The sequence below is a fragment of the Mucilaginibacter sp. P5_A4 genome, from assembly GCF_056400605.1.
The window spans coordinates 1-19,954 of the sequence record NZ_JBFUKX010000074.1 but is presented as its reverse complement, the minus strand read 5'-3'; the positions used below and the strand labels follow the sequence as shown (position 1 = coordinate 19,954).

Annotated in this window: 13 protein-coding genes; 10 read left to right on the top strand and 3 right to left on the bottom strand. The window is 43.4% G+C overall.

Features of this window, described 5'->3' with window-relative positions; all coding sequences use genetic code 11:
- The 7 genes from AC1DQW_RS26040 to AC1DQW_RS26010 all read left to right on the top strand — a co-directional run.
- On the top strand, nt 1-1,594 hold a 1,594-nt coding region (locus tag AC1DQW_RS26040), incomplete at its 5' end, for a hybrid sensor histidine kinase/response regulator transcription factor (protein ID WP_477456725.1).
- A gap of 585 nt (nt 1,595-2,179) precedes the next feature.
- Nucleotides 2,180-5,341, top strand: a complete 3,162-nt coding sequence (locus AC1DQW_RS26035) for a SusC/RagA family TonB-linked outer membrane protein (RefSeq protein WP_477456724.1) — start codon at nt 2,180-2,182, stop codon at nt 5,339-5,341.
- 11 nt (nt 5,342-5,352) lie between these two features.
- The gene (locus AC1DQW_RS26030) at nt 5,353-6,927 is read left to right on the top strand and encodes a RagB/SusD family nutrient uptake outer membrane protein (RefSeq protein WP_477456723.1); all 1,575 of its coding nucleotides are present in this window, start codon (nt 5,353-5,355) and stop codon (nt 6,925-6,927) included.
- Nucleotides 6,928-6,958: 31 nt separating this feature from the next.
- Nucleotides 6,959-8,176 (top strand): glycan-binding surface protein, encoded by a 1,218-nt coding sequence (locus AC1DQW_RS26025; RefSeq protein WP_477456722.1) that lies wholly within the window; start codon nt 6,959-6,961, stop codon nt 8,174-8,176.
- 195 nt (nt 8,177-8,371) lie between these two features.
- Complete coding sequence (locus AC1DQW_RS26020; protein WP_477456721.1) at nt 8,372-10,549, top strand: glycoside hydrolase family 3 C-terminal domain-containing protein; 2,178 nt, start codon at nt 8,372-8,374, stop codon at nt 10,547-10,549.
- Between the two features lie 64 nt (nt 10,550-10,613).
- Complete coding sequence (locus AC1DQW_RS26015; protein ID WP_477456726.1) at nt 10,614-10,907, top strand: GH32 C-terminal domain-containing protein; 294 nt, start codon at nt 10,614-10,616, stop codon at nt 10,905-10,907.
- Nucleotides 10,908-11,947: 1,040 nt separating this feature from the next.
- Complete coding sequence (locus tag AC1DQW_RS26010; RefSeq protein ID WP_477456720.1) at nt 11,948-12,151, top strand: hypothetical protein; 204 nt, start codon at nt 11,948-11,950, stop codon at nt 12,149-12,151.
- A 131-nt stretch (nt 12,152-12,282) separates the two neighbouring features.
- Here AC1DQW_RS26010 and AC1DQW_RS26005 read toward each other — a convergent pair whose 3' ends face one another.
- Nucleotides 12,283-13,233, bottom strand: a complete 951-nt coding sequence (locus AC1DQW_RS26005) for an NmrA/HSCARG family protein (RefSeq protein ID WP_477456719.1) — start codon at nt 13,231-13,233, stop codon at nt 12,283-12,285.
- Between the two features lie 98 nt (nt 13,234-13,331).
- Here AC1DQW_RS26005 and AC1DQW_RS26000 point away from each other — a divergent pair, with 98 nt between their 5' ends.
- Complete coding sequence (locus AC1DQW_RS26000) at nt 13,332-13,724, top strand: winged helix-turn-helix transcriptional regulator (protein WP_477456718.1); 393 nt, start codon at nt 13,332-13,334, stop codon at nt 13,722-13,724.
- A gap of 422 nt (nt 13,725-14,146) precedes the next feature.
- Nucleotides 14,147-15,589, top strand: a complete 1,443-nt coding sequence (locus AC1DQW_RS25995; RefSeq protein ID WP_477456717.1) for a DUF1593 domain-containing protein — start codon at nt 14,147-14,149, stop codon at nt 15,587-15,589.
- 9 nt (nt 15,590-15,598) lie between these two features.
- On the opposite strand, the gene AC1DQW_RS25990 is transcribed toward AC1DQW_RS25995, so the two are convergent.
- Nucleotides 15,599-17,584 carry an HRDC domain-containing protein gene (locus tag AC1DQW_RS25990; RefSeq protein WP_477456716.1) on the bottom strand — a complete coding sequence of 662 codons (1,986 nt, stop codon included), beginning with the start codon at nt 17,582-17,584 and terminating at the stop codon, nt 15,599-15,601.
- A gap of 81 nt (nt 17,585-17,665) precedes the next feature.
- Between AC1DQW_RS25990 and AC1DQW_RS25985 the strand changes: the two genes are divergently transcribed.
- Nucleotides 17,666-17,920 carry a hypothetical protein gene (locus tag AC1DQW_RS25985; RefSeq protein ID WP_477456715.1) on the top strand — a complete coding sequence of 85 codons (255 nt, stop codon included), beginning with the start codon at nt 17,666-17,668 and terminating at the stop codon, nt 17,918-17,920.
- Between the two features lie 443 nt (nt 17,921-18,363).
- On the opposite strand, the gene AC1DQW_RS25980 is transcribed toward AC1DQW_RS25985, so the two are convergent.
- Nucleotides 18,364-19,608, bottom strand: coding sequence for a hypothetical protein (locus AC1DQW_RS25980; protein ID WP_477456714.1), 1,245 nt, complete (start codon nt 19,606-19,608; stop codon nt 18,364-18,366).
- Nucleotides 19,609-19,954: the final 346 nt, after the last annotated feature.

Below are 19,954 nucleotides of genomic sequence, written 5' to 3'. Positions count from 1 at the left end.
CTTTGAGATTGAGCGTGAGCGAAAGGAAGCAAAGGACAAGCACGAGCTGGATTTAATGAAAATAGATTTTTTCACCAACGTTAGTCACGAATTCAGGACACCTATTTCCCTGATTATGGCGCCGGTTGAAAAATTGCTAAAGCAGGCTGACGATAATTATAGCCGGCGAAAGCTTCAGTTGATCCACGAAAACTCTAAGAGGCTGCTTAATATGATCAATCAGCTATTGGATTTTAGTAAAATAGCAGTGAAAAAACTTCAGCTTGACCTGCATGAAGCTGATATTATTAAAAGCATTAAAGAAGCTTGCGATTTGTTTATCGATGTGGCAGATAAAAAACATATCAGGTTTTCATTTAAGTGCGATATAGATTCGGAATTTGTGTTTTTTGATCAGGATAAAATTGAAAAAGTGCTTTTTAACCTGCTCTCAAACGCCGTTAAATTTACAACCGACTATGGTATTGTTGGGGTTGAAGCAAAGCTGCTGGAAACCGACAGCAAAGAAATGACTTTGCTCGAAATCAGGGTGAAAGATTCAGGTATTGGTATCCCGGTTGAAAAGCATAATAAAATATTCGAGCGATTTTTTCAGAATGACATGCCCGCTTCGTTAATTAACCAGGGAAGCGGGATTGGCTTATCAATTACAAAAGAATTTGTTGATTTGATGGGCGGTATTGTTTCTGTTGAAAGTGAACCTGGAAAGGGAAGTTGTTTTATAGTTAGGCTGCCACTAAAAAAATCGGCAAAGAATAGCTTAACAGGAGTTGAAAATGTTCCTCAGGAAGTTGAAGTGCCTAAGCCTGATATGCCGCGCCAGGAGAAACGCAATAAAAATATAACCATTTTGATTGTAGAGGATAACCCCGATTTCAGGGCATATCTCAAAGACGATCTCAGGCATTTATATACCGTTGCCGAAGCTGCAAATGGCAAAGAAGGCTGGCAAAAGGCACTGGCTTTACACCCCGATCTGATCATCAGTGATATTAACATGGCCGAAATTGACGGCATCGATTTTTGCAAAAAAATACGGAGTGATAAACGCACCGAACATATACCATTTATATTAATTACCGCTTTTACCGGAGATGAAAAGCAACTAACCGGTTTGGAGACCGGGGCGAACGATTACTTGTCCAAGCCTTTTAATTTTGAAATTTTACGTTTTAAGGTACATAATCTAATTAAAAACCAACAGGTAGTAAAAGAAACCTATCAAAGGCAAATTGACGCCAAACCCGGCAATTTGGAGATCGAAACTCCCGATACAATATTCATGAAAAAGTTATTGACGGTCATTGAGGAGAATATTCCCAATGCCGGCTTTTCAGTTGAATTGCTAAGTAGCCAGATGAATATGAGCCACGGGGCATTATATAATAAGGTATTTAAGCTTTCCGGCAAAACTCCGGTGGAGTTTATTAAAACGGTAAGGTTAAAAAGAGCAGTACAACTCCTGCTGACAAAACAATTTACCATAACCGAGATCGCCTATCAGGTAGGCTATAATGATGCGAAATATTTTTCTAAAGTATTTAAAGCAGAATTTTTGGTGACACCTTCCCAGTACCTGGACAGTATCGATTGATTTTTTCTTGCCCCTCACGCCAGCGATACCAATAGTTGGCAGTTATGAAAAAAAGGCCTTTTCCAAAGAAGGTAATACAATGATTTTTTACTCATGTTTTATATTAAATTATTGACTATCAATAGTTTATTTTTTAAGCAGGTGCATATTTTTCATACCAATCATCCGAATTATAGCCCTTCGCGATCTAAGCCTGCCGGTAACTTTACCCTCATATAATACGGCCAATTTATTATATGTAAAGTCCTGATTTATAAACCAACAACTTAGATTATGCTTAAAAAGTTACTATTTAAACGTTTAGCGTTTTTTGAACCTTTTCGTCCTGCGGGAAATCTTTCTATTTAAGACTTCGCTGCTCGTAGGGTAGCCCCCAGTTTAAAGCCTTTTTATATAAGCCGATACCTGTACCGCCTAACTTTTTGGCGCGGTACCTGACCGGTACATTAAATAATACTGAACAATAATCTCAAACCCAATAAAGATCACCCTATAAATTATGAAGAAAAAGCGACACTGAAGACTTAACAACCAAACCAAGTACAATAAACCAATTATTTGATTCCTATTAAAATTCCTTTATAAATGGAAAAAAGTTTACAAAAAAAATTAAGATACAGTATTTTGCTATTTATAGCAGCTGTTTTTCTGGGCTTTTCGGCTAATGCGCAAACCAAAAAGATTACCGGAAAGGTAACAAGCGCCGACAATTCAGAGCCGCTTCCCGGCGTCAGCATCAAAATTAAAGACGGAAACACCGGGGCGATATCGGGTGCCGACGGTACTTATGCCATCGACGCAAAACCGGGCGATGTGCTGGTATTCAGTTTTATCAGTTATGCTACCCAGCAAATAAATGTAGGGTCGCGGGGGACAGTTAACGTAGCGCTTGCGCCATCCGTTAACGGCCTGGATGAGGTAGTTGTAATTGGATATGGAAGAGCGATAAGAAAAGACCTTACAGGTTCCATATCATCTGTTAAATCTTCTGATATTGTACAAACGCAGCCTACAACAATTGATCAGGCATTGCAGGGCAAAGCAGCCGGCGTTATAGTACAACAGGTATCCGGCCAGCCGGGTGGGGATGTTAACATACAAATACGCGGCGTAGGCGGCTTCACAAGTTCTCCGCCGTTGTATGTTATTGACGGCGTACAGATCCCGCCTAATACACAATCGCCAATTTCAGGTAATGGCTCTAATCCGTTGTCTTCGCTCGATCCCTCTCAGATAGCATCGATCGATATCTTAAAGGATGCCTCGGCTACTGCTATCTATGGCTCCCAGGCCTCAAATGGTGTGGTGATAATCACCACCAAAAGAGGGACTTCCGGCGCAGCGTCAATAAGCTATGACGGCTACTTTGGCTGGCAAAAGCTGCCAAAATATTATAACACGATGGACTTGCGGCAATACGCTACATTCATGAATGAAAAAGCGGCCATCATCGGTTATGACCTTCGCCCGCAATTTGCCAACCCGCAGTATATGGGTACCGGGACCAACTGGCAGAAGGCATTGTTCCGTACCGCTCCGGAGCAAAACCATAATGTGTCGATAAGCGGCGGCAACGACAAAACTAAATATTTTTTATCGGGCACTTACTTTTCCCAACAGGGGATCGCGTTGGGGTCAGATTTTAAGAGAGGGACACTTAAATTAAATTTAGATAATAAGACAACCAACTGGTTAAAAATAGGCACAAGCCTGGCTTTTGCCAACGTATCCGAAAACGTAGCCACAAGTAATACCGGCGTGATTTTGCAGGCATTGCGGCAAACTCCCGATGTTGAAGTAAAAAACCCCGATGGTACCTGGGGCGGCAACGACCCCAACATATATGGCGCATATGGCGTTAACCCGTTTGCCATAGCAACCATATTAACTGATCTAAAAAGCAGGTACCAGTTGATCGGGAACGCCTACGCTGAAATTCAGTTTACAAACGACCTTGTCCTGCGCAATGAAGTATCCGGGAATTTTGATTTTGCCAACGAGGATTACTTTAACCCTACTTATACCATGGGGGCATACTCCAGAACATCCAATTCGGGTACAACCACCAGTGGGCAAAACTTTTATAAGTCCATTACCAATTACCTCACCTACCAGCATACGTTCAATAAGAAATACTACGTGAGTGCGACCGCAGGGCACGAGGCCCAGAAGGTTAACACCAGTTCAGTTTCGGCGAGCAGGACAAATTTTGTGAGCAACAGCGTTACAACCATAAGCAGCGGCGACCCAACCACCGCAACTAACACCGGCGTTAAAGGGGCCGGAGCACTGGAAGCTTATTTTGGCCGTGCAAACTTTACTTATGATGATAAGTATTTGTTAACTGCAACCGTCCGCAGGGATGGTACATCAAAGATCGATTCTGCAAACAGGTGGAATACCTCGTACTCGGGCGCTATTGCCTGGAGAGTTAACCACGAAACGTTTTTGAAAAGTGTAAGATCAATAAACGATTTGAAACTCAGGTTAAGTTACGGTTTGGTAAATAACCAGAACATTGCCGAATACGCTTATGGCTCAACGTTAACCACCGTGGCTACAGGGCTTTCAGGCAATTCACAGCTAACAGCCACGTTAGGGAACCCCAATATAAAATGGGAAACTACAAAGTCCTACAACCTTGGCTTGGATGCCAGCTTTTTTAACAACAGGATTGAGTTTTCCGGCGATGTTTACTACCGCAAAACAAACAATTTATTATTAAGCCTTACCGAGCCTTACTATTCGGGCACGTATGCCGCGGGCGGGTATTCGCCAGGTGCAGTGCTGGCCCCTTACGTTAATATCGGATCTGTCAGCAACAAAGGCTTTGAGTTTACGCTGACAACCACCAACATTAAGTCAAAGAGCCTGAGCTGGAGGACCAGCCTGGTTTATTCGCAAAACAAAAATACCGTTTTGGCGCTGGCACCCGGAACACCGGCCATTTATGGTACCAATTCCAAAACAGTTGTAGGAGGTTCCATCGGCGAGTTTTATGGATATCAAACATTGGGGATATACAAAAATGCTGCTGATTTTACTAAATATCCAGCAGTGTGGCAAAATGGAAGCGGCCCTATTCCTATTACGCCGGGCTCAGGCGGGGTTTGGGTAGGCGATGTTATTTTTAAAGATAACAACAACGATGGTAAAATAGACGCCTCCGATCAAACCAGCTTAGGTTCGCCGCTGCCCAAATTTCAGTATGGCATAACCAATACCCTTACTTATAAAAACTTTGATTTAACTGTTTTTATGACCGGCGAATACGGTAATAAAGTTTACAACGGGGTAAAAGTAGCAGGTAACGACCCAAATCAGAATTTTGGTTATTTTGCATCGGTACTTAATTATTCCAGGATTGGCCTGATTAGCCAAACCGGTTCCGCATCGGATATTAACAACGTTTATATTACTAATCCGGGCACCAACATCACAAGGATCAGCCAAAGCAGCGGCAATCAAAATACCATCTTTTCGGACAGGTATGTCGAAGACGGGTCTTTCCTGAAGTGCAAAAGCATAGCGCTTGGTTATAAATTCTCTCCAGCTCTTTTGTCGAAGATTCACCTGAAGTCATTGCGCATATACTGCAATTTAACGAACGTATTTACTATCACAAAGTACACGGGGTACGATCCTGAAATTGGTTCATGGAACCCTTTAAATGCAGGTATCGACAACGGCTATTATGCGCAGCCCCGCGTTTTGACCATTGGAGCCAACATATCCCTAAATAATTAAAAATTACTATTATGAAGCAGCTAAAAATATTTATTTCTTTATTAACTGTGATTGTGGTGGCAAACGGTTGCAAAAAGGAATTCCTCAACAGGCCACCTTTAACCGGCATCACAACCGATAACTTTTATAAAAGCACGGCCGACTTAAGACTGGCTACAGCCGCTATTTACGCGCAGCCATGGTTTAACTGGAATAATTTCGGTTATCTTGGTATTGGCGATGTAATGAGCGGTAACATGCTCACTCCCTATAATCCGCAACTGGTACAGTATACCACATTTTCACTAACCAGCGACAATAGTGACCTCGCAAACGCATGGCAGGGCTTTTTTAATGTTGTTGCTCACTGCAACATCAACATAAAAGCCATCAATACAAAATTACCCGATAGCGTATCGGTAAAAGGTAAAAACGGGGCGCTTGGCGAGTTAAGGTTTATAAGGGGTACCGCTTATTTTCAAATCGCCCAGTTATGGGGCGCAGTACCTATTATTGAAGATAATGACAAATTAATTGCGAACCCTCTGGTGCCACGCCATAAGCTTGCCGATGTTTATAAGTTCATCATAAACGATTTAAGGTTTGCTGTAACCAACCTGCCTACTTCTGATCAGCCCGGACGTGTAACCACCTGGTCGGCACAGGGAATGCTGGCAAAGATATATTTAACGCGGGCAGGCTTAGGTCAAAACGGTACCAGGAACCAAACTGACCTGGACAGCGCGGCATATTTTGCAGGTAATGTATGCAAAACAAGTGGTTTAAGCCTTTTGCCAAGTTATTACAACCTTTTCCGTACACAGTATAATGACAATTCCGAATCCTTGTTCGCCTTTCAGTGGGCCCCCGGCGTTGGTTATGGTAACGGCAATAGTATTCAAACCTTTTTTGCGCCGAGTTCCTTGCTTGTAACCGGTAACGGAGGCTGGGGCGGAGCTTATGGCCCCACCATCGATTTAGCCAATTTATATACCCCGCAGGATTCCATCCGTCGTAAAGCTACCTTTATGCTGACCGGCGATTATTATCCCGAATTAAATGCCGCAGGCGGGGGGTATACGTCCGGCGGCTGCAATGTTAAAAAACATGTTGTAGGCACCGCTGCCGATAACAACTCGCCAACAATGGACTTATGGTCATCCATTGAACACAATACAGTACTGCGCCTGGCTGATGTATATTTAATTTATGCGGAAGCGTTGATGGGTAACAATAGCTCGACCAGCAATGGGCAGGCATTGCAATATTTTAACGCGGTAAGGACACGGGCGGGTGTACCTGCGGTAACCAGCATTACCAGTACATCTTTGATGAATGAAAGAAGGGTAGAACTGGCATTTGAAGGCCAGTACTGGTTTGACCTGGTCCGTCTTTCCTACTACAATCCGCAGGAAGCGGTTAAGTCGCTTAACAAGCAAATCAGGCAGCAGTTTTCATATGATCCCGGTACAGGAATAAAAACACCTGTACCAAATGGTATGGTGATTACGCCTGCAACCGTTGCAAATTTCACCCTGCCAATACCGGCAAATGACCAAACTGCCGACCCCTTATTATTGCAGGCGCCGGTGGCCTATTATAAATAAAATCAAATCATTTTTTACCAAATAAAAAATCATGAAAAAGCTACTTCAAATAAGCCACTATCATTTATTGCTTGTTTTATCCGCGGCGGTGATGCTTTTTGCTCAGTCAGGCTGCAAAAAAGAAGCATCGTCATCTACCGGGATGCCTGCCATTACATCCATACGTAATTATGTTGCACATCCCGGCGATTCCCTTTTAAGCAAAGTTGGCACCGGTCAGTGGGTTGTTATTTCCGGTCACAACTTAAAAGGCGCCTTGAATATTTATTTTGATGGCGTTGCGGCTTCTTTTAATGACGCCTGGTTCTCTGATACCAGCGCTATCGCATTGATCCCTGCTGTTATCGCTTTCCCAACAGTGGCTGCAAAGCAGCTAAATACCATACGTTATGTTACTACACATGGCGAAACCACCTTTTCCTTCCCTATTGTGGCCCCCGCACCTACAATTTCCAGCATTTCCAACGAGGACGCTAATCCCGGAGATTCGGTTACTATAAATGGGTTGAACTTTTTCTATGTTCAAAGTTTAACCTACGCGGGCCTGCCCGTAACCGGTTATATCTCATCAAATGATGGTACAGCCATTAAATTAGTTGTGCCTGCCGCGGTTACGCAAACCGGCGGAACGGTTTCGGTTACCACAAAAACCGGCTCGGCTGCTACCGTTTATAAGGTGCATGATTTTGTTGACGGTGTGCTGAATAATTACGATAACGTCAATAATTTCAGTTGGGGATCCGGAAGTTCAAACAATTCGGCAACTTATCCCGGCAACAACGGCAATTATGGTATAATGAACGCATCGAACGTTGGTGGCGGAGATGGTTCCTGGTGGAATTTGGCGCGGTCAATCAATCTTAACCCGGTTCAGTGGGTGCCTGTCGCTAACCTGCAGGATGCAGTGAGTAATTATGCTTTAAAGTTTGAAATATCGGTCACTACGCCCTGGACAGGCGGTACAATCGGGATTTTAAAGGATTATTCCTGGAATTATGCCGTCAACTACAATCCGTGGAAAAAAGGCAATGGCTCAACAACCGCTTTTACAACTAAAGGCTGGCAAACAGTAACCATGCCATTATCAAGCTTTGTAGACAGTAAGGGCTTGCCCGCCGCAAGCCTGACTGATTTACTTGGCTCAGGCGGAGCAGGTGGCCTAAACTTTTTCTTTGTAAACAATGGTACAACAACCGTAGCCTCGTTTGAAGCCGCAATTGATAATATCCGAATCGTAAAAATTAAATAAAAGCTTGTTTTAGTTGGTTATATGATGCCATGGGCCTTTGAGAGGGCCCTGGCATTTTTTTACGATTAGCACAGTTTGTTAATATAAACAAACTGTAACCATATCAACCCAATCATGCTACAATTCTGCTTTGAAGCGCGATGGAATAAATAAATCAGTGTAACTCACAAATTATAAACATATACTTAATAACGAATGGCCAACACCCAGAAAAGTTGTCTTTTAGGCTGTGCATTAGCACTGCTAACAGTAGGCTCAGCCAAAGCGCAAAGCCTGGTAAATACTGCAACAGAAGTCAAGATCACCCAGCTGATCAAAAAAATGACCTTAGAAGAAAAAGTGAACATGATACATGCCAGTTCATCATTTACATCTGGCGGTGTTAAACGCTTAGGAATCCCTGAACTCGTCATGTCTGACGGGCCGCATGGTGTGCGGTCAGAGCATGGCCGGGGCTACGATGCAATTGCCAATGTTAACGATGCAGGCACCTATTTGCCCACAGGCAATACGTTGGCCGCTACCTGGAATCCCGCATTAGGTTACGCGTTTGGATCGGTATTGGGTAGCGAAGCCAAGTACAGGGGTAAGGATGTAATACTGGGCCCTGGTATCAACATTATACGATCACCGCTAAACGGGCGTAATTTTGAGTACCTGAGCGAAGACCCATACCTGGTGTCGCAGATGGCTGTTGGTTATATTAAAGGCGTACAGGATCAGGGTATATCGGCCTGTATAAAACACTTCGCCGCTAATAACGAAGAGGTTGACCGGGGAACCGTTGACGTTCAGATGAGTGAACGAGCCTTGCGCGAAATTTACCTGCCGGGTTTTAAAGCAGCCATCACAATTGGAGGTGTAAATACCGCCATGGGTTCTTATAATAAATTCAGGGGACAGTATGCTACGGAGAATGCGTATCTGATAAACAAGATACTGAAAGGAGAATGGGGATTTAAAGGCGTTTTGATGAGCGATTGGGGTGCCGTGCACAATACGATGGAAGCGCTGCAAAATGGTACCGACCTGGAAATGGGCACGGATCTGAATATGTTGCCCAATCCCAATTATCATAAGTTTTTTATGGGCGATACTGTGGTCAGCCTTGTTAAAAGTGGTAAAATATCAATCGCCCTTATTGACGATAAAGTGAGACGCGTACTGCGGATAATGTACAAAACCCACATGCTTGGTGGCACAACCCGCACACCCGGAGCTTATAATACCGCTGAGCACCAGCAAACGGCATTGAAAATAGCCGAAGAGGGTATTGTATTATTGAAAAATGAAGGCCAGGTACTGCCGCTAAAAAAGGCGGCGGTAAAAAGTATAGCCGTTATAGGTAATAATGCTGACCGGGAAAATGCGCTCGGCGGAGGCAGTTCACAGGTCAAGGCTAAATATGAAATTACTCCGCTACATGGGTTGAAAAATCTGTTGGGAAATTCGGTAAACATACAATATGCCCAGGGCTATAAAATAGCAAAAGACGCCGTTGCCGATCCGCAGTTAATTCAACAAGCTGTTGACGCGGCCACCAAATCCGATGCAGCCATCATATTTTGCGGATGGACGCACGGATACGATTACAATGCATGGGGCGATAATGCTTTTGATGCAGAGGGTGTTGACAAACCCAACATGAATATGCCTTTTGGCCAGGATGAACTGATTAAGGCCGTACTGAAAGCCAATCCTAACACTGTTGTGGTATTAATGGGCGGCGGCCCAATAGATATTAGCCAGTGGGTAGGCCAAAGTAAAGCCATTATTGAAGGCTGGTACCCCGGTATGGAAGGTGGCAATGCTTTAGCTAAGATTATTTTTGGCGAAGTTAACCCCTCAGGCAAGTTGCCAATGACATTCCCTAAAAAACTGGAAGAGTCGCCCGCGCACAAATTAGGTGAGTTTCCAGGTGTAAATGGCACGGTACATTATAACGAAGGTATATTTGTAGGCTACCGTTATTTTGATACTTATAAGGTTGAACCGCAGTTTGCTTTTGGTCATGGTTTATCATATACCACATTTGACTACAGTAAGCTTGCTGTACAAAAAAGTACAGGTAAAAAAGCGATAGTTAAATTTATGATAAAAAACACAGGTAAGCTTGCAGGCGCTGAAGTAGCTCAGTTATACGTAAAACAAACGAGACCGTCTGTTGAGCGTCCCGATAAAGAATTAAAAGCGTTCAAAAAGGTGTTTTTGCAACCCGGCGAAAGCAGAGAAGTTAGTTTTATCCTTAATCAGGATGCGTTTTCTTATTATGATGAAAAAAAGAATAACTGGGTTGCCGATGCAGGGCAATACAATATTTTGGTGGGCAGTTCGTCCAGGGATATTCGCGTAAGTAAAAGTGTAGAATTATAAAACCCTTACACATTTGGCTGGCGGTTAATTTGAGCGCATTTAAAATGTTCCGTCCTTGAGAAAGATGGTAAGCAAAGCCGATAATCAATATTATATCGACAGGACTCAATCTGGTAATGTAAGTTTTGAGAAAGGTTTTGTTAAGCTTGATGTTGCCCCCCGCTTATCTGGCAAAAAAGGTTTGGCTCTTGAATTGGTGGTTGATGCTTTGTCGGTTGAACTGTTTGCTGATGGCGGGCTTACAGTAATGACCAGTATATTTTTCCCCAACAAACCTTATAATAAAATTCATGTTAATGGTGATGATGACTTTTTGATCAGGGATTTAAGTTATTCAAGTCTGTATTCAATTTGGTAGTTGAAGTGGACATTCCAGAGCCATTGACCACTTCGTTACGGAATTAGCAAACGGCTAATTCCGTAACACTTTGAGAATATTAATTTATTGAATATTAATTGCGATTTTCTTAATTGCTTACACAACTCGGTGCTCCAAAGCGCACGGAGTAGCTTGTTCAAACCTCACGGAATATCCACATCAATGCCATTAACTGAGATTTTTCCGGACCAAGCTTATGGCTCGCTTGGAGAACGGCAGTATCAGGATAGGCGTGTATTCAGCGGGATCTATTATAACCAGGTCAAGGATTTTCTGGCTGACTGGCCGCAAAAATTACAAATAGGCATAGTTCTTCACATGTGGTATTGAAATACTTTGAGCGAATATTCGACGATTAACCTCTTGATCGGTTGTGATTTACTTGAATATTCTCTAAATTTGTAATAGAGATTTACAACAGTCAAAAATCGAATGTATAATTCGTGTAGTATGATTGTTTTCTGTTAATAAAATATTCATTATCAATGATATATAGAGGTAGGTTCGAATCCCTCCCTCACCGCTAGGAAGACCAGTAAAATCAAACAAAAGCCTCTAAATCAGTGATTTAGAGGCTTTTTCTTTTTCGCAACATTGCCAAAAATGATATTAAATCACAAAATTAATTGGCGTCATTCGTGTAGTTCGGTCACAAACCAAAAAAGACGCCAGAAAAGTGATTCAACTATCTGATATTTAGTATGTTCAAGATATAGACATCTTGATTTAAAAACGCATTTTTTCGACATTTATTCACGAAAATTTAGCGTATTATGTTTGAAAAAAGGTTAGGGTTGATGTTCTTTTGAAACATTCAAAAAATTATGAACAAGGTGACAAGTATATCTATCTAAGAATTACGGTAGATGGTGTGTCAAAAGAATTATCCACGAAAAGAGTATGGGATCCTTCCAGGTGGCATGTAAACGCAGGAGGCAAGACGGCAGCTACTCGAAGAGAACAGGGATATATCATCACAAGCCATAAAGGACTTCCTCACCGGAATTGATAACCGTAAGATGATTCTTAATGTGTTTGCAGATCATAACAAACAGATAGAGGCACTTATAGGCAAGGAGTTTGGCTGGGACTACGATTTTTTTGGAGACGGTACCAAGGCCCGGAGATTGGGTTTCCATGAATTTGTTGATGCGGGGCAAATGTTTTTTGAGCTGTTCGGTGAGTTAAAAAGCCAAAAAAGTGATACCATTGTGATTTGGTGAAATCGTCTTCAATTTATTTTAGTTTAATTATAGCAATCAGGCAAAATGCCCGATCGCTTTTATATTGACTGATAGGCGATTCGATCCAGTGAGTACGATCTTGCGAATCTGCAGTTCTGGTTGCTATGAATCTATTGGTAAGAAACCTTTTGTCCTTGCCAGCCTGTGGCACGCAAAAATTGCTCCCAATTGAGGCTTTCTGGGTTGGTATCGCGGCTCCATTGCCAGTCGCGGTCTTTTCCAAAATAGCCATATTCAACCGCGTATTCGGCCATCCCTAAAATCTCTCGCACTAAAGTATCGTTCAAGCCAAATTCCGGGAAATGATTCAGGAAATCTTCCCGTGTATATGCCGAACTGTATATGGCTTTTTTGCCTGTTACCCGAACAAAAGCATCGACCATTTCCAGGGGTGAGATAATGTCGCCGATTACCGGCAAAGACTTTCCGGCGTATTGGTCGGGATTCGAAAAAATCTCTAAAACAGCCGGGCCGGTAGCACTAAGGGGATCAACAAATGGAGCGCGGAAGTCTTTCGGTAGATAGATGGGAAATACCAGTGTATCTCCTTCTACATGCGGCGTGTAAAACTCCATTAAGTTTGTATAAAAAAAAGCCATGTAGATAAACGAGCTGGTTACGGGAAGTGTGCGGATATATGCTTCAATCCTGGCCTTGTCTGTAAAATGGGGGGCAAACTTTTTTCCATCGGTTATTTGATGCACGTTTTCCAAACTGCTGAAGATAATGTGTTGCACTCCGGCTTCAACGGCAGCGTCTGCCAACTGTTTCCCCAACTCCGTTTCGTGAGTTTGCGGAGGAGCGATACCTGGGGTCATCATAAAAACACCATACGAGCCGCGGAAGGCCTTAATGAATTCCTTTTGATACCCCAAACCAAGAGGAATATTGATGAGTTCTGCTCCTTGCTCGGCTAACTCACGTGCTTCCGGCGAACCAATGCGGCGGGTGATGCCGCGTACACGGTAACACCCGCTTTGCAAAAGTGTACGGGCCGCACTAAATCCTTGTTTACCCAATACCCCGGTGATCGTAATCAGTGGCTTATCTTTTTGTGTCATTGCTTTAGTATAAAAATTTAACTATAATAATTATAGTTGCAAAACTATTTGTAGTTAAATACATTTGCAATAACTATCTATTTTGATAGCTTCGATAAATGATAGTAAAAACAGAATGCATTGGAGATCACATCAAATTTAATGGCAAGATTTATCCGTGTACGGTGAGTTTGGCGATGGATCTGATAGGCGGAAAATGGAAAACCGTTATCCTCTATCATTTAAAATCGGATTCGAAAAGATATAGCGAACTTTTAAAAGAAATGCAAACCGTGACGGAAATGACACTGAGTTTGCAGTTAAAACAGTTGGAAAAGGACGGTTTGATCGTAAGAAAAGTTTATGGCAAAAAGCCGCCTGTTAAGGTTGTTTATAGTTTAACTGATTTTGGTAAAACTATGATTCCTGCTTTGGACGCCATTCTGACCTGGGGAAATCATATCGCCGACCAAAAGGGCACTTTTGTCAACCTGTCTGAATCAAAACGGTAGGGGGGAATTCAACTAAAAACTGATTTAAGATTTGGAGGCTTAGCCGTCGAAAAAATTGATCGAATCTTTTTGTGCTATAACAGGAATGGCAATAATGAAACGAAAGTGGCCTTATACGTGGATATTCCGGAGCCATTGACCATCCCATTCCGACACTACCGACAGGTATTTTACTATCGGGGCCTAATTAATGGGCCTCAGGCGATTTGGAAAACAGGACAAAGGTATTATATTTACAATCGATTGCATAAAGCTCGTATTCCCGGGCGTCCCGGGTCAAAACCAACTATACTTGATGAGACGATGTTTATGACCTCGGCTGCGCTAGCATACCTGGGCTTCATTTTCTCGCCTGCACGGAAATTCATGACAGATATGACACTAGCAAAACATGCAACTTCTCAACTTAAAAAAGTAAAATAATGAAAACAAGACTAATGCTAGTTGCGCTGGTTGTATTAAGTAGTATACTGGCAACACACATTACGGCTTCTGGACAAACAAATGCCAAACATCGGCTGATTGTCATTACAGACATCGGAAACGAGCCTGATGATTTTATGTCGATGGTCCGGTTAATGCTATACACAAATCAAATCGACATTGTAGGGCTCATCGCTTCAACATCTATTCATCAATCAAAAAAGGTTAGCCCAGAACTCATTGAAAAAGTTATTCGTAGTTATGAGAAGGTGGAACCTAATCTTCTAAAACATGAACCCGGATTTCCGACAGCGCAAAAATTATTAAGCCTGGTAAAAAAAGGCCTTCCGGTTTATGGGATGGAAGGCGTAGGAAAAGGCAAAGATTCGGAAGGTTCGGACTGGGTCATCAAGATGCTTGAAAAGAATGACAGCCGCTCTTTATGGGTGACTGTTTGGGGCGGCCCGAATATACTGGCGCAAGCACTCTGGAAAATCAGGGAGGCTAAAAGCGAAGGGGAAGCAAAAAGGTTGATAAGCAAGCTCAGAGTATACACGATTTCGGACCAGGATAATTCGGGGCCATGGATACGCAAGAATTTCCCCGACCTGTTCTACATTGCAAGCCCGGGAAATTATTATGCGGCTACATGGTCGGCCATCTTAAGCGTATTTCCCGGCGCCAACAACGAAGTCGTCAGCAATGATTGGCTTATGCGAAATGTCCAGCAGGGACATGGGCCGCTCGGGGCAATCTATCCGGATGTGTCTTTTGGCATGGAGGGTGATACCCCGTCCTGGCTCTCGCTGATTCCCAATGGACTGAACAACCCGGAGCATCCAAACTGGGGAGGTTGGGGTGGACGTTATGAATTTTACAAACCACCCTATGACCCCAAGATGAAATGGATTGTTCCGCTGGAAGAAGAGACGAGACCATTTTGGACAAATGCCGAAGACGAATATACACCTTGGGTGCCGGGCAAATGGGGGAGTGCCATTGTAAAAGACACAGGTACATACAAAGACAACCATGTAACGATTTGGAGATGGAGAGAAGAAATCCAGAATGATTTTGCGGCAAGAATGGCATGGTGTAATACGGATTATAAAGCTGCCAATCACCCACCGGTTGCGAAACTCAATATGCCTGAACAGCTCAGGGTAAAATCGGGCGAGACATTTAGTCTGGACGGCAGTGCATCCTATGACCCTGATGGAGATGCCCTGAGTTTTCATTGGTTTCAATACAGGGAAGCGGGAACGTTTCATAATACAATAGCGGTCACTCCGGCACAAAACATGTCTGTCATTCCAGATTTAAAAGCGCCAGAGGTAGGTAGTCGCCAAACTACTCACTTCATCTTGAAGGTTACCGATAAAGGAACGCCCCGGCTAACCCGATATAAAAGAGTAATTGTAACCATTCTTCCAAAGCAATGATCTTTTAAATCAGAACAAACTGGCCTGGTCACTGGCGCCAGTGGCTTCGTTCTGGTAGTCTCTGATCCGGGTCAGAATAGCTGCACCGTACCGACTGGTCTTCTCAGGACCTACGCCTTTGATGCCGCTGAGCGCTTTGAGTGTAGCTGGTAATTTGGCGGCAATAGCCGCGAGTGTTTGTTCAGTGAAAAGCATACTTGCAAGGATGTTTTCGGTGCGGGCGGTTTGTTCCCGCCAATCCAATAACTGTGCTATGAGTTTTTCATTTGGCCTGGCATTTAAAGCTTTCAGGTAAGCGCTATCGGATTGGGGCTTGCTGCGTTGCAGATCCAAATAAACATCGGTTTTGAACGGTACTGCTTTGAATATATCTAAGAGTTTTAACCGGTTCATCAGCCAGTTAATTAATTCATCTGCTTTGCCCGCCATTTCTTTGGACGTACCTATATAATTGGGAATGGCCGAATGCAGGGAACTAGCCGCCGAACTTAATTTTTCATGAAAGTATCCTGCCGCGTTTTTAATCCGGTCATCAGTATACTTAGATAATTGCTTTTCGAGTTTAACCGCCACGGTCAATATATCGGTTGTTGCTTCTGGTAGCAATGTCTCAAATTTGGTTAAGCGCTGTTCGAGGCCACTGAAGTTGAACAGCTCGCTCAAAAGGTAGTTATGGTAGGCCTCCTGGTGCTTGTGTAGCGTTTGCCTGTTCGGCTGGTGAACGGCCATTTCGTGGTTGAAATACCGCACCGCAGGGTCGGCAATGACGTTGGCAGCACTGACCGGCTTTAACAATATCAAACCTTCCAATGAACGGCAGCGGCTGAGGGCCACATATGCCTGTCCGTGTGTGAAGGCAGCGCTCACATCGATAACGGCTTTGTCAAAGGTCAGCCCCTGGCTTTTATGGACAGTAATAGCCCAGGCCGTTTTCAGCGGGATCTGGGCAAAGGTACCTGCATTTTCTTCGTTAACTTGCTCCCCGTCCGCCTGGTAGCGCACGTTTGACCATTCCAGCGCCTGTACTTCTATCTCGTTACCCTCGGGCGTCAATACATGGACCGTGTCGGGGGTTAACCTGCCCACCGTTCCGAGCTTGCCGTTATAATAACGTTTTTCGGGGGAGTTGTCATTTTTCACGAACATCACCTGCGCGCCCACTTTCAGTTTGAGCACCGCGTCCGTCGGAAAGGCGTCTGCAGGGAAATCACCACGCACGGTCGCTTTATATTCCGTTACCGGGGCGTCAATAGCGTCCAGCCATTCCTGGTTGATCTGCTGCGCGGCCTTATTATGCGTGGTCAGCGTGATATAAGGGTCGCCGGCATCTGGCCGGAAGCCTTCAATATATCGGGCGTTAAGTTGCTCAAGACTTTGGGTACTTAGCTGCTGTTCCCGCATTTCATTCAGGATGCGGATAAAGCGCTCATCGCTTTGACGGTAGACCTTATCTAGTTCTATGCGGACGTAATCCGATTTTTGCAGGACAATGCTGCTGAAAAAATATGGCGTGTTATAATAGGGTCGCAGAACGGACCACTCGTCGTCCCGGATGATAGGGCTCAACTGGGCAAGATCACCGATCAGTAAAAGTTGCACGCCGCCGAAAGGCTGGCGGCTGCCGCGGACATTTCGGAGGATCAGATCGATCTGGTCTAGCACATCAGGCCGCACCATGCTGATCTCATCGATCACCAGCAGCTCGAGGCTTTGCAGCAAAGCGCGCTTTTCGTCATTATACTTAGCTTCCGGCTGTTCCGGCAGATTCGGGGGTAGGGGACCGAAGGGCAACTGGAACATGGAATGGATGGTCATGCCGCCGGCGTTGATCGCCGCCACGCCTGTAGGAGCAACAATGGCCAGTCTTTTTTTAGTCGTCTGGCGTACCTGCCGCAAAAAGGTGGTTTTGCCGGTGCCTGCCTTTCCCGTCAAAAAGACGATGGTATTAGTCGTATCTACGTAAGCTTGAGCGAGATTCAGTGCGGGATTGTCCATCGGCCCGCAAAAATACTTTTTTTGCTGGATAAGCTGTTGGTAAGGCTATCATACCAAAAGGTTTATTTCTATTTTCGTGCCATGAAGAATTTTACAATAGAAGCAGAGGGAAATACGTTCGAGTTTTTTTCGATGAACCGCCGGAAAGTACAATTGTTCTACGTTTATGTCTCAGTAAATGGAAAGAAAGAACGGTTCCATATGCAACTGAATGAGGAGTTGGGAGAATTTTGCATTACGGATAAAGTGCATTGTCCGCCGGAGTACCACAAGGCAGAAAAATTGTTTAGTGACGCGATCAAGATTTATGGGGAATCGGATGTCGTGCCGACCTGAAAAATGATAGCAAAGCGGTCATGAAAACGCCACAGCAGCGGAACATCCCGGCTGAATTTCCCAAGAAGTCCCAATGTACTTACAAGTCCGATGTTGCCTGCTGATGTTTCAAGTATGCCATCTGATGACAAAGGAGGGTGTTTTTGGAGAAACGCGAATACCAATGGTCTTGTTGACAGGGTGGTCATTAGATAGGTAAAAGTTTATCCTAACGGAGATGCTACTAAATCCAGTCTTGGTCAGGTCTTAACCTTCCCCAACTCGTTCAAAAGGTGCATTTGATCAATAAATTGATTCGAAATTTGCACAGTTAGGGGATCCTCCTGCACTTAAAGGTCAAGATTTACTCACCAAAAAACAGGATAACTTACTGAATTTCGATATATTAAGTAAAATTGGGGGCTTGGCTTTTTTATTTGTTGATCAATATTTGGTTTGGGTCTTTATTTAAACCCAAATATCAAAGGAAATATAAAGGTCACAATAATTGTCCATGCGATGTAAATGGGCAGGTAGAATGCAATTACTTTCCCAACCCTGGTTATATCAGCTTTTTTTGAAAGTACGCTGAAAAGTTGTACAGCAACTAAGAGCAGGTTTACTAAAATTAAGACATTACCACCCAGGACCGCAGTCCTGTTTGGTGTGATGCCCCATTCTGAGATCCGGAACAAAATGGCAGAAAGCGCAACGCCATTAACTACTATGGTTATAACAGATAGCAAAAAAAGAACCCAGATCTGGGTATAACTTTTAGTGGTCTTAGATGTTTCAGCAACAGAAAAAAAGATAAGGGCCATAACACCAACCAGTAATACATTAAAGATCAGCAAGAACTCCCGGTCGTTATAAGGGTTTTTGCGCGAATAAACTATCGCGATAAGGTAAACTACCAGCATTACTATTACCAGCGGACTAAATAGTTTAGCGATTACAGGGGAAACCTTACCTACCAATTGCGGATTGGTTTGGGTAAGGTAGGTGCCAACAATTGGCGCAGCGGCAAGGCCGAAAATTCCAATATTTTTGAAATAAAACTCTTCAATATGAAAACCGATCAGCGAGAAAAGCCCGATGGTTATACCACTCATTATAGCGCCTGCTATCAGGATGAGGGTTGTCATCACGATTAGGTCGCCGTTGTACTTTAAAAAGCTAAGCCGCTTCCCGTCGTTATTTCTCTTCTCATCAACAAAAGCAAAGCCTAATATCGACCATAGGAATAAGAGTAAATGAAGGCACGATAAGATCAGGGTATCGCTTTTCTTAACCTGAGGAAGGAAATTGATAAAGATCAAACCTGCAAAGGTTGCGCCAACAATAAAAGCAATTTTTATGGTTGATAATTTGTTCTTCCAGGCAAAGTAAACCGTTAACAGCGGGAAAACGATAAAACCGATGTTCCTGGGATAGAAAAACTCTTCATCTATTGACAAAAATGCCGGTAGCTTTGCAATAACACCAGCCACCAGTGAAGCAATTATTACAAATAATAATTCACTGCCTGTGCCCCAGTTGATCTCATCAATTTCGTAATTCAGTCTTTCATTCCAGAAATCAGCGACTGGATTGCCTTTGAGATCCGGGTATAATGCACTGAACGATCGTTTAAATGACGCCTTGTTAGTTCGGTACATCTTTTCGAGTTGCTTAGGGTCGTTTAGGTGGGTGAGTATTTCGTCTTTCATGAGTTTATACTTAAAATTTTATTGCCAATACAAAGTAAATAAAAGTACTTTGTATTTCAAAGTATTTAACGTAAAATTTACTTCAGACTGTCCTTCAGAGGCCCCAGGATTTTATAACTCGTATTATAGGTCTACGATATATCCAAATTTTATTTAAAAGAGTTGTTTTTAGGCGACTCTTTTATAGTTCTCCACATAGGTTTCACCTCTTTTCACTAAAGAGAACATTCTAAGGATCAACTTGAATTTTACATTGTTAAGCACTAGCGAGTAATCTTTTCTTTTGAGTAAGCGTTCTGCGTATGCACGAATTTCAGGGTCATGAATGACGGCCGTTTTAGCGGCC